The organism is Paenibacillus vortex V453, assembly GCF_000193415.1.
Lineage (GTDB): Bacteria > Bacillota > Bacilli > Paenibacillales > Paenibacillaceae > Paenibacillus_AQ > Paenibacillus_AQ glucanolyticus.
On the sequence record NZ_ADHJ01000023.1, the window covers coordinates 158,646 to 170,570 of the forward strand.

Sequence of the window (11,925 nt, forward strand, 5' to 3'; positions counted from 1 at the left end):
ATCGTGCGCTGCTTCATGTTTCAAGTAAGAGGGAAAATCGAAAATTGATTTCATTCATTGTTTTCAACTGGAGGTATCTTTATGTACAAGCCAAGAAAGACGTATGTGGCCATTCTGTTTAGCGCTGCGGTATTAATTCCATTCACGGCCAATGGAGTTTACGGGGCATCCATGTCAGCTTCGTCCGTTTCCAAGTCTATTACAGCAGCGTCATTGTTCACGCTGGATGAACTCGCCCCGGTCAGTTTAAAGCGCAATGTCACCGTGAAACTGATGGATATGGACATTTTTGCACAGCCGAGTGGGAATATCCTCATATATACACTTCGTTACAGTAACAGTAGCGGAAGTAATGTGGATCTCATTGATTATTTCTCGGAGGTTACCACGACAGGCGGATCGACCATGCAAGGCAAACCTGTTTCGAGTGACTCAACCCCAAAGATAGTGCCTGCAAAGAGGAGCATATCCATAACGTACTATGTGAATATCGGCAAGTCCACAAAGACAAGCGGAGTGGAGGTGTCCCTATTCGGGTGGGATTTCAGCAGCAGTAATTACCAGAAAAGATTGGGGAGTTTTACGATCCCTAACCAATATTCATCCATCGTTCCAATAGGCCAAAGCAAGAAAATTTCCATGAATAACCTGCCTGTCCTGATCAGGGCGGAAAGTCTGCAGAAAATGGAATACAATGGGAAGGTATACATGAAGGTAGGGGTCAGTCTCACGAACGGGGGGACGAAGGTACTGGAAGATCTCGGTTATAAGGCATACTTGAAATCAGCTGGAGGTTCGGTATTTGAGCTCTTGCCAGATGAAACCAGCAGCCGTTACCAAATCAAGCCTCGGGAGAAGAGAATGATGTACTATTGGACGGAGATTCCTTCCTATGTGAAAACGGATCGTATGATCCTTCAATTTGCCCAGGAAGAGGCAGCCTTGAATATAAATCTCCCGGTCGGATCCTTCAAGCTTCCTGCGGCAGCCCCTGACAATCCTGTAGCCAAAGGCCAGGGCATTAAGATCATGATGGATCAGTTGCCTGTAATGACCAGGGCAGAGAGTTTACAGAGACTGAAACTGAATGGGAAGGTGTACCTGAAGGTAGGGGTTAATCTCTCTAACAGGGGGACGAAGGTGCTCGGTGATCCCGGTCATAAAGCATACCTGAGATCGGCAGGAGGTTCGGTATTCGAACTTTTGCCTGAGGATGAAGTTGATACGGAAGGTCTTTATAAGATACAGCCGCAACAAACGAAAACCATCTACTACGTGGCAGAGGTGCCCTCCAATCTGAGAACCGACAATATGATGCTGCAATATACCCGTCAAGACGAAGTCTTGAAGATGAATCTTCCAGTAAAAACCTTTAAGCTCCCGGCAGCAGCATCTTATGTTCCCGTAAACGAATATGGCGTCAAGAAAATTACGATCAACCATCATTCAATCGAAACACAGCTGAAAAACGCCTCGGTCTATACAGAGAACGATTCTGCAAAATGGAGTCTTCAATTCCGTATGAAAAACATCGGTGAAAAATCCATAACGATTCCCGCTTATGAGTTGTCCATCAATGCTTCCGAAGGGTACAGCATTCCAGTAAATAGCAGGGCACTTGCTAACCTTACCTTGAAGCCACTGGAGGAGAAGATCGTTGAATTAAGTGCCGATGTGCCCTTACATCTGAAACAAAATGCGCTGCAGCTGCAATTATCAGAACCTGCTGTGACGGATAAGATTATATTTCCTACTGCGTATTATAAAATTCCTTATGCCCAGGAAGGAAAAAACCATTTAGGATTAGAGAGCATTGTCGAGAACCAGTATGGCACGTTCGGGGTAAAGCTCAGTTCCTATCACCGGCTGCCATGGACGGATGAAGATCAAATTGCAGCTAAAATCAGAATTCGAAATACGACATCATCGTCTGTGCAACTGCCAGTCCTTAAAGCCCAGGTGAACGCGGGAATGCGGGATCTCAGCGGCACTACCCAAATCGTCGCTCCGAACGATATAACGGTACTTGCTCCTAATGAAACGGTGGAACTATATGTGCTGACCAAAGTCCCGTACTCTTACCATTTCAATCAGCTAAGGATTGTGCTGCAGGAAAATACGGGAGAGGATGCTGTTAAATTTCTTACTTTGAATGCGAGCGCACTTGATTATGAAATGGCTCATGTTGCTGCAGGCGAGTCATATCAAATCGATACGATAGGCAGGAAAGCGGAAGTCCGCGAACGTCTAACGACCGTCTACCGTGACGGCAGCTCAAATCTGATATATACGGAATTGGCCATGACCAGCGCAGAAACACGTCAATCCAAGCCATCGCAGCTGGTGGCTTACTACAAAACAACTGAGAATCAATACTATGAAGCCGAAGTTACTCAATCGTCCAACTCAGTAAGCCCTGGCGGAAAAAATCTGGTCACCGTGTGGAGTGAAATTCCGCTGGATGTGAACACTTCACAGCTTGTCTTGCATATTGGGGAAGGCGTAGCCGACGGCAAGCTGACGGAACCAGGCAAGGAGTCAACGGGATCTATTAATACGATTGGATTAGCCCTTAGTCCTGGAATGATTCAGCCTGCGACAAATTTAAGGAATGTGGAATTGTTCCCGTATAACCTATCCATTACGAGAGCAGAGGGGACCCTTAGCGAAAGTAAGGTTGCTCTTGATTTTATTTACGACCTGACTCTAAATCGCGAATATAACGTGGGATCGTACGATCATAAACTTATCCTGGAGATGATAGACCCGCTAGGGAAAGCCATGGAAACATCATTAACGCTGGGAACCGACCTTACGATAGGCAACCATAAATCATATTCCATAACGTTCAACAATAACTTCCACAAGGTGTTGAGCGGAGGGACGATTCGAATGAATCTCTACGATGAGTTCCAAGGCCGTAGAGTACTGCTGGGAAGCCAGTCGTATCCACTAATTACGGAAGCAAATCAAGCCGATAACGATGGGGGTGAGGGACGATTCTAAAAGAGTTATAACATATGCCATAAAAAAATAGCCCCGCTGTTCAATAAGAGCAGCAGGGCTATTATCCATTTAATTAATCAGGGTTTAGCATTTTTCCAATACGTATAAGCATGAACAATGCTTCCGGTATAGGAGGTAGAATCCTTCAATAATTCAGGCAGCTTCGCAAGTTCTGCCTCCATGTAGGCTGCGCCTTCCTCATAGAAGGTAATATGGTCGCCCTCATGGCTCTCTTTGATCTCCACTGAGATCAGGAGCGGCTTGCCGAGTTCATCCGCAAACGCGATTTCTTCTCTGGATACCGCGATGATACCGTTAGACCCTTCGGCTGAATCCCGGAAGGCCATAAGGGATACATGATCCATACGATTTATCATCCATTTGCTGAGGGATATGTCTTGGCCCGTCACTTTATACTTATCCAGCCAAACGGCCATATCCATGCTGGCTTCCAGATTGGAGTCCTTCTTCAATTCCGTAACAAAGGCGTCCAGATTCGCGGTCCATTCGGATATGACCTGCTGCGAATCTTCCTTCCATGCTGGCAGCACATAAGGCTCAATGTCCAGATGAATGCCGTGAAAACGTTCATTGCCTTCCACGGCACGATTATAATTCTTCACGTAATTGACCAGTCTGAGCATTCTGGGCCTGTTCTCTTCAAGCGCCCATATCGGATGGCCGCCCATAGCATGAACCTCGATGCCGGCCTCTGCCGCTTCTTTGACAAAAGAGGAATAAGAGCTGTAGGGCTGCTCCAGATCCAATCGGACATAGAGCCAGTTCAAATTCTTTTCTTTGGCAAAATCAAGAATCTCCCGGCTGTTCTGCACCACTTCATGGGCTTCCCATATGTAAGTGCCTCTTACCACCGGATCCCGGGTAACAGGATCCGCATCCGGGACGCGTTCGCCTTCTCCCGGGTCAGGATCCGGATCAGGTGTTGGGTTTCCTCCTCCAGGGGGGATAACCTCTCCATCCGACATGCTCTGCCAGTTCCGTATATCGTGAATAGCGATTCCACCAAAGGACTCGTAGGAATCGAGCACGCTGGACAGATGCTCCAGCTTTTGATTCATTCTCTCTTTTCCATGTCCATAAAAGGTAGTATGGGCCTGACCGGGCATCTCTTTGGTATTAACCCCAATGAGAAGCTGCTTCCCAAGCCTGCCGGCAAGCTCAAGCTCATCCCGCGTCAGGTCGAGGATACCGTGCTCGGATTCCACCTGATTCCGGTACGCCATCACTGTCACATGGTCAAATGCACCGATCAGCCATTCATTAAAGCCGACTCCGTTTGGCAAAGTATAATGATCAAACCAGAAGGGGATATCGATTCCAAGCTCTAATCCCATTCCGGAAGCCTGGCTTAGGAACAGCGTTAAGTTTTGTTCCCAGGCCGCGATAATCTGATCCTGCGCGGTTCCCCACTCAGCAAGCACATAGGGTTCGATATCCAGATGAATTCCGTCAAATCGGGCGCTGGTTGAAACTTTATTATTATAGACGTTAACCCAAGTAACAAGACCGAGCATATCGTTGCGATATTCGGTCAATGCCCATCGGGGGTCTCCTCCCAAGGCATGCACCGCAATCTGCGCGTCATGCGCACGCTGTATAAACGCTTCATATGTTTCTGCTGGCATCTGACGATTGATCTGCAGGTATATCAGATTTATTCCTTCTTCACGGGAAAAATCCAGCAGTTCTTCTCCGCCATCCTTGATCAGATCGGTTTGCCATATCCAAGTTGCTTTTACCGTAGTACTATCTCCGTATGCCGGGGTTTGAAGCCCCACCAGAAGCATGACAACCAACAGGCCGGCAAGATTCTGGTAACCTTTCACCTTCATGTTTTCCCTCCGTTTCTCTGTGAGAACTCCACCCATTCTCTATTTAGTAAACGGAGTTATTATAGCATTGATGTTTCAAAAAAAGATGAGCCCTTGTTCTTACGGGACAAGCTGAATTCCACGCATCGAACGGATGATCGGTATAAAAGGAACTACTTCTTATTTGGAATTATCTTACTAAATGATATAAATTATATGAATATTAACGATTTTAAGGCTAACTGCTCAGGAATAAAGTTGCGGTTTGCAGTCTTGGTCTGCCCTAGTATCACAATTTGCAGTAAAAAATTTCATGCTGCCTTGAATATTATGGTTACGATCGATTCCATAGAATTTGGCTTGTAATAAAAGGGAGACGACAATCCTGCTTTATAAGATTGTGCCCTGCTTACCGAAGTAATGTCCTTGGCGTTTCACATAGATGATGATGGTGATGAGCATGACGAATTCCGAGATCGGAACAGCCAGCCACGCCGCTTGAATCCCGAATAAGGCGGGAAGGATCGATAAGAAGATAAGCAGGAAAAAGATTTCTCTGCCCGCCGTGATCCATGCTGCCATTTTCACCTTGCCGATCGATTGGAAATAGGTCATCATAATAAAGTTTATTCCCATAACAAGATAAGCAATGAAGAAAATACGAATCCCTGAAGTGGCCATATTTTGAATATCGGCTGAGAAATCGCCGAAGATATTCACAATGGGGGCTGCGGCTATTTGACCGATCATCGTAAAGGCTGCCCCCGTACCTATGGCAGTCCAGGTCGCAATTCGAACCGTTTCCCGCTTTCGATCATGCTTCTGACCACCATGATAATAACTGACAAGCGGCTGAATGGCAGAACCCATGCCAAGGAACAGCAAAAGCATAATTCCGTGCACATAATTAACAATCGAGAAAGCGGCAACACCCTCGGTTCCGGCAAGTCTGGAGAAAACAATGTTGTGGGCTATGGTGAAGACGGAAATACCCAATTCCGCAAGAAAACTCGGGAAACCGAAAGTGAGCGTTAGGATAAACAGCTTTTTATCGAAGCGGAATTTCTGGAGCTTCAAATTGCTGCTCTTTTTGAAAAAATGAGTGCCTAACACCAAAAGCCCCAAGAAGGCTGCGGCAATGGTGCCGAAAGCAATCTCGCGAATGCCAAGCTCAAGCACGTACAGAATGACAAAGTTAAAGATAACATTGGAGACGGCCGTAACGATAAGGGCCAGCATGGCGAGTGTTGGATTCCCGTCGTTACGGATGAAAATGCTCAAGGCATTTTCCAATGTGAAGATAAATCCGAGTGTAAGAAAGACATTCATATAGTCCGATGCGAATGGAGCCGTTTCCGCGTTGGCTCCCAGTAGATAAACGAGCTGACCATGGAATAAAAACGCGATGCCACCAACAACGATGGTAAACAATAAGATGAGCGTAACGGAATGGGTAAAAATGAAGCGGGCCCGATCCGGGTTCCTTGCGCCCATGCTCTGGGAATAAAGGGTTGCTCCCCCGATCCCGATCAATATCGACATCGCGACGAAGATTGTATATACCGGCCCGGAAATATTGACTCCTGCAAGAGCCGCGGCACCAAGCTTGTTTCCAACCATGATGCCGTCCACAACGATGTTAACGGCCATTAATACCATCCCGACTAAAGAGGGGATCAGATAACGCAGGAATACCTTCCCTGTTGACTGTGTATCAAGAATATTCTGTTGCTGTTGCTCCGTGGTTGACATGATGTACTCTCCTAATTCATTGCGAATAACAATTTGATTTATTTTGAAATGCCCCGCCAAAAGACGGTCCAAGCCGATTCTAACTTCTCATTAATTCGCTCCGGGCTTGAATCATATACCAATTCAATCATCAGAGCATCGACAATGCCCATAAATGCACTGGCGGGAATGCGGGGTTTCTCCACAAATATTTGCTCTTTGCTCATCCATTCTGCGAACTTCGCCTCCAGCATCTTCCGCACTTGATCCTCAATGGCGAGGACTTCATTTCCGATCAGGTGATAGAGGTGTTCCGGAGGAAAGAAGGAGATGCGCAGCCAGAATTTCATGCGCTCATCCAACTGAAACAGCTCCTTGACCATAACTAAAAACGCATACAACGATTTTTCTGGTGACGGGTCCTGCCGATTGTTGAAAAACGTTAGCTTTGTTTGCAGTTCAACTTCGCCCGCATCTCGCAGAACCTGCAGAAACAAATCATCCTTGTTTTTAAAATGAGAATACAGGGACTGTTTTTTCAGTCCAACTTCCTCAGCTATTTTTGAGAGAGAAGCTCCTTCATAACCGTGAGTCGAGAAATGCCTGAGCGCTGCTTGCTTAATATCGTCACTTTTCAATCGTATCACCTTCCCTTACGAACGTTCGTCAGTAATCATAACAAGTGTGGGCTGAAAAAGCAAGAATGACCCAGGGGCGCTCCGTATAAAGCCTGGAATTCACGTCCATCCTAGAACTAAAACCGGAGGTAAGCGATTTGATTAATTTGGAATCGAGGCTTGAGAATATCGAAGACCGTTTTGTGAATATCGACACCTATTTATGCAAGCATGATTTTACATTGGCCGGCAATTGGGATTACAAGCATGGCTATCTGGATAAGAGGCTGGATCAGGACCGGATGGTGTGGCTTCGGATTCCATTTCGCGTAACCAAGGGGAGTCTGGATGGTGAATGCGGAGGATGTCACGCGACCATCAAACTCGGACGCCCGTTCGTGTTCCGTCATATTTACAATAAAGGCACCGATAAGCACGCAGCACCTCATCTGTTAGGTGCCCTATTTGATCAATTCCAATCACCGATCGACCCTGACGCGACTGTGGATGATATGTGGGTGGAGCAGGCTCGAAATGTGCTGAACGAGGTAGAAACAGGGTATCTGCATTAATGTAAGGTTACGCTAAGAGATCAAGCTTGCTTGGTCTCTTTTGTACGTTTGAAGCTGTTGCCGGTGACTTCGATCTTCAAATATGATAAACTCCGTACAGATAAGTTCGATTATCCGTTCGTATATATAAGGATTTAGTGATAAGGTGAGGCTGCTTATTATACAGAGGTGGTGGGAGCTTGAATTATCGGAAAGCAAGCATGGATGAAATCCATCAATTGATCGAATTAAGGAAAAAGCAGTTAATTGATGAGGGGATAGAGCCTTATCAGAATATCGATGCAGAATTGCTATCTTTTTTTAACCATAAAATGAGTGATGGTTCTTTGATAGAGTGGATCGTAGAGGATAACGAAGAGATCATTGCTACGGGGGCCGTCATGTTCTATGACTTCCCGCCTTCATACTCGAATAAGAGTGGCAAGAAGGCTTATATTACGAATATGTATACGAGAGAAGATTACCGCGGACAGGGGATTGCAACCAGGTATGTTATCTATACTAGTGGATGAGGCGAGAACAGCGGGGATTTCGAAAATATGGCTCGGTGCTTCCAAACTAGGTAGGCCGGTATATAAGAAGTTTGGTTTTCAAGATACGGATGAATGGCTGGAACTCAATCTGCAGCCTGATAATTCTTCGGGATCATAACCGCCATCATGTACATTATAGGCCTTTCTCTTTGCAGTTATGGGAAAACCGCTCCATGGTCATGGAGTGGTTTTTTTGCGTTCCATGAATGGGGTACAGTCTGCATCTCTTTGATAGAGGAATTCATTGACTTACTAAGGGCCTGGAACTACAATGAACATATAAATGATAACGATTCTCAGTTCAAAAGGTTGGAGAAATAGGGATATGAAATCATCAGGTCATCACAAAGAACGATTGCAAGTTCCAATCCTTAAAAAAGATCATGTACATATTCGGTAGATAGTTTACAATGATAATGATTATTATTATCATATTGGGTACGAATCGATCAATGTGGACGGAGAGAAGGGGTTCAAATCTATTGTTATGAGTGGAAGTAGACATATCATCTTTATCTTGCTGTTATTCGCTGCATTGCTGTGCTTGGGGCTTACCCTGTTCATGTCTGTCTCCTATGGCGCTAAAGATCTCACCATGGGCACGGTATGGTCTGCCGTCATGCATTACGATGCGGAATTGACGGCGCATCAGATCGTTCATGAGATCCGATTGCCACGCGTATTAGGCGCAGCAATAACCGGAATGGCGTTCGCCGTGGCTGGAGCAATCATGCAGGGGGTAACCCGCAATCCCATGGCCGACACCGGCATTCTGGGCATCAACGCGGGTTCTACCTTCATGGTGGCGTTATGCTTTGCATTTTTACCGAATTTGTCTTATTCGGCCTTGATGGCTATTTCATTTGCAGGGGCAGCTATGACTACTGTTTTTATCGTGCTGCTGGGTTCGCTAACGCCAGGCGGCCTGAACTCTATTCGGTTAACGATAGCGGGAGCTGTCGTTGCCGCTATACTCCAGTCGTTAAGCACGGGCATTGCGATTTATTTCGCTTTGAGTCAGGACCTGGCTTTCTGGTATGCAGGAGGTGTAGCCGGTGTAACCTGGTCCCATCTCAAGCTGCTGGTACCTATCATTTTGATTGCAACGATATGGGCCTGCATGATGGGGCGATCCATCAGCTTTTTGTCACTAGGGGATGAATCCGCGACCAATTTGGGCGTACGAGCCAGCAGGGTTCGTTTTCTCGGAATGACTGCTGCAGTTGTACTAGCAGGAGCTTCTGTGTCAGTCGCGGGATCGATCGGATTCGTGGGCTTAATTGTCCCCCATATCGCCCGCAGGCTTGTGGGAGCGAATTACAGGAAGATCATCATGCTCTCGGCCATTCTGGGCTCCATATTGCTGGTATGGGCTGATTTTGCCGCACGTATGGTCAATCCGCCAAGAGAATTCGCAATCGGGGCCATGGTGGCCATGGTCGGCGTTCCTTTCTTTCTTTATCTTGCGCGTAAAGAGAGGAGTGATCTGTAGTCATGGATGGAAAGGCCATATTCCTCTTAAGAAGAAAAAGAACAATCCGTGTTGCGATTGTCTTGCTTGGTGTAGCCTTGACCGTCATCTTGATCAGCTTGAACACGGGGACCATCCGGCTGTCGCCTACCAGTGTTCTGAAGGCTTTAATTGGTTATGGCACGGCGGAGGAGAGCATGATTCTGTACGAATACCGTCTGCCTCGAATTATCATTACGATGCTGGCGGGAGCCGGCCTTGGCATTGCCGGTGCGGTATTTCAAGGTGTTTCGCGGAATACGCTGGCTGATCCGGGTATCCTAGGGATTAATGCCGGGGCGGCATTTGGGTTGATTGCCTATATCTCATTCTTCCGTTCACTGGATGGACCTGCCGCACTGATGATTCCGCTGTTTACGTTTGCGGGAGGAGCCGTCATTGCACTGGTAATATTTTTATTTGCATACGACCGCTATAGGGGGCTGCTGCCCATTCGACTGATACTGGTCGGAATCGCCGTGTCTGCAGGTGTTAGTGCGATGACGCTGCTGCTCTCTCTTCGATTAGATGAAGATACATATACCTTTGCTGCCCGCTGGCTGGCAGGCAGCGTCTGGAGCAGAGATTGGGTAAACGTCTGGGGATTATTTCCATGGATCGTTGTACTAATTCCAATCATATATTATCGTTCCGCGACGCTTGATCTGTTTACATTGGGCGATGAAACGGCAGCAAGCCTCGGAAGTGCCGTTACCCGAAGCCGGTTGATCCTGCTTGCGCTTGCCGTGGCTTTGTCCTGTGCCAGCGTATCGATGGCCGGAGGCATTGGCTTTATCGGTTTAGCAGCGCCGCATATAGCCAAGCGGCTCGTAGGTCCGCAGCACCGACATTTTCTGCCCATAGCGGCCATGACAGGGCTTGTGATCTTGGTCGCTGCTGATACGATCGGCCGCTCCCTGTTTCAGCCTAATGCGGTGCCGGCAGGGGTTGTCGTAGCCGCAGTCGGGGGACCTTATTTTCTATATTTATTGTTCACAACAAAATAAGTACAACTATAACTAACATTACATACGGAGGTATAGATTGATGATGAAGAAATGGTGCGGGACCCTTGCTATTATACTGTGTATAGGAATATTGTCTGCCTGCGGCGGACAAGCGTCAGAGGCAGTGAATACCTCAGCCAGCTCATCTTCGGCGCAAGAAACTGGGGATAGCGGTAAAGCCGGGGAGAAGGATTCGGTCACGCAGGTTGATCCGAATGCCAAAATCGCTTCGATGTCGATACACATGACGAATAATTTGCTGGCGTTAGGAATTAAGCCTGCCGGATCTGCCATTGGAGGCGGAGTAGGGGACTTTCTGCCGCATGTGGCGCATCTTCTTGAAGGCAGTGCGAAGCTTGGCGTAGTCGGGGATTCCGACATGGAGGCTGTGTTGGGATTGAAACCGGATTACATCTTTATCGATGAGCATTTCGGTGGTGAGGAACGCTCGAAGCTGGAGAAAATTGCGCCGGTGGTTAGCACCAATCTGGATGAGGGGACATGGCAGGATCATCTGAAACGCGTTGCGGCCGTTGTTGGGCGTGATAAAGAAGCGGAAGCTTTCATTAAAGAATACGAAGAGAAGGCGGATCAGGTTAGTAAATTGATAGCAAGCGAATTGGGAGAAAATGCTACAGCGATGGCAATCCGGGTATCTGCCAAGGAGATCCGGGTGCAAAGTGCAGGCAGGCCGGTTGGACCTATTATGTTCCAGGATTTGAAGCTGAAGCCAGCCAACGGCGTTGAGAAGATTTCTGCCTCAGAGCCGTACGCTGTCATATCCAAGGAAGTGCTCCCCGACTTTGATGCCGATGCGATTTTCCTTATCGTAAACAATGATGATAATGCCAAAAAGGTTTATGCCGAGCTGGAAAATAACCCGCTCTAGGAAAAATCTGAAGGCCGTAAAGAACAATCATGTGTATACGCTTGACGGTCAAAAATGGTTGGACTACTCTTCACTAGGTCAGAGCATGGCCATGGACGATGCAGAGCAATTGTTTACGAAGTAATAAATCCAGTGGAACCTATACTTTACGGGGGTAATGAATTCGTATAAGCTTTTATAGGTAGATAGGAATGACACGTGTAGCGCAGAGCGCGGGAGCCATCCCGC

The 11,925-nt window shown here is 47.1% G+C and carries 7 protein-coding genes and 2 pseudogenes; 6 read left to right on the plus strand and 3 right to left on the minus strand.

All coding sequences use genetic code 11. The features are described 5' to 3' along the window. Positions 1-81: 81 nt before the first annotated feature. The gene (locus tag PVOR_RS14365; protein ID WP_006210020.1) at positions 82-3,006 is read left to right on the plus strand and encodes a hypothetical protein; all 2,925 of its coding nucleotides are present in this window, start codon (positions 82-84) and stop codon (positions 3,004-3,006) included. A gap of 77 nt (positions 3,007-3,083) precedes the next feature. On the opposite strand, the gene PVOR_RS14370 is transcribed toward PVOR_RS14365, so the two are convergent. From PVOR_RS14370 to PVOR_RS14380, 3 genes are all read right to left on the minus strand, one after another. Further along, positions 3,084-4,859: a hypothetical protein gene (locus PVOR_RS14370; protein WP_006210021.1), complete on the minus strand. Its 1,776-nt coding sequence runs from the start codon at positions 4,857-4,859 to the stop codon at positions 3,084-3,086. A 369-nt stretch (positions 4,860-5,228) separates the two neighbouring features. After that, on the minus strand, positions 5,229-6,590 hold the full coding sequence (locus tag PVOR_RS14375; protein ID WP_006210022.1) for an MATE family efflux transporter: 1,362 nt from the start codon (positions 6,588-6,590) through the stop codon (positions 5,229-5,231). 38 nt (positions 6,591-6,628) lie between these two features. Beyond that, complete coding sequence (locus PVOR_RS14380) at positions 6,629-7,216, minus strand: TetR/AcrR family transcriptional regulator (protein WP_234972901.1); 588 nt, start codon at positions 7,214-7,216, stop codon at positions 6,629-6,631. Between the two features lie 128 nt (positions 7,217-7,344). On the opposite strand from PVOR_RS14380, the gene PVOR_RS14385 reads away from it, so the two are divergent. From PVOR_RS14385 to PVOR_RS14405, 5 genes and pseudogenes are all read left to right on the plus strand, one after another. Continuing rightward, positions 7,345-7,758: a YugN-like family protein gene (locus PVOR_RS14385; protein WP_006210025.1), complete on the plus strand. Its 414-nt coding sequence runs from the start codon at positions 7,345-7,347 to the stop codon at positions 7,756-7,758. A 179-nt stretch (positions 7,759-7,937) separates the two neighbouring features. After that, positions 7,938-8,409, plus strand: a pseudogene (locus PVOR_RS14390) (GNAT family N-acetyltransferase). A gap of 369 nt (positions 8,410-8,778) precedes the next feature. After that, positions 8,779-9,783 carry a FecCD family ABC transporter permease gene (locus PVOR_RS14395; RefSeq protein WP_006210027.1) on the plus strand — a complete coding sequence of 335 codons (1,005 nt, stop codon included), beginning with the start codon at positions 8,779-8,781 and terminating at the stop codon, positions 9,781-9,783. A 2-nt stretch (positions 9,784-9,785) separates the two neighbouring features. Next, positions 9,786-10,808 carry a FecCD family ABC transporter permease gene (locus PVOR_RS14400; RefSeq protein ID WP_006210028.1) on the plus strand — a complete coding sequence of 341 codons (1,023 nt, stop codon included), beginning with the start codon at positions 9,786-9,788 and terminating at the stop codon, positions 10,806-10,808. A 43-nt stretch (positions 10,809-10,851) separates the two neighbouring features. Beyond that, positions 10,852-11,821: pseudogene (locus PVOR_RS14405) on the plus strand (ABC transporter substrate-binding protein). Positions 11,822-11,925 lie beyond the last annotated feature (104 nt).

Coding starts and splice junctions, on each gene's coding strand:
- PVOR_RS14370 (WP_006210021.1), bottom strand. CDS start 4,859: ATGAAGGTGAAAGGTTACCAGAATCTTGCCGGCCTGTTGGTTGTCATG.
- PVOR_RS14375 (WP_006210022.1), bottom strand. CDS start 6,590: ATGTCAACCACGGAGCAACAGCAACAGAATATTCTTGATACACAGTCA.
- PVOR_RS14400 (WP_006210028.1), top strand. CDS start 9,786: ATGGATGGAAAGGCCATATTCCTCTTAAGAAGAAAAAGAACAATCCGT.
- PVOR_RS14365 (WP_006210020.1), top strand. CDS start 82: ATGTACAAGCCAAGAAAGACGTATGTGGCCATTCTGTTTAGCGCTGCG.
- PVOR_RS14395 (WP_006210027.1), top strand. CDS start 8,779: ATGAGTGGAAGTAGACATATCATCTTTATCTTGCTGTTATTCGCTGCA.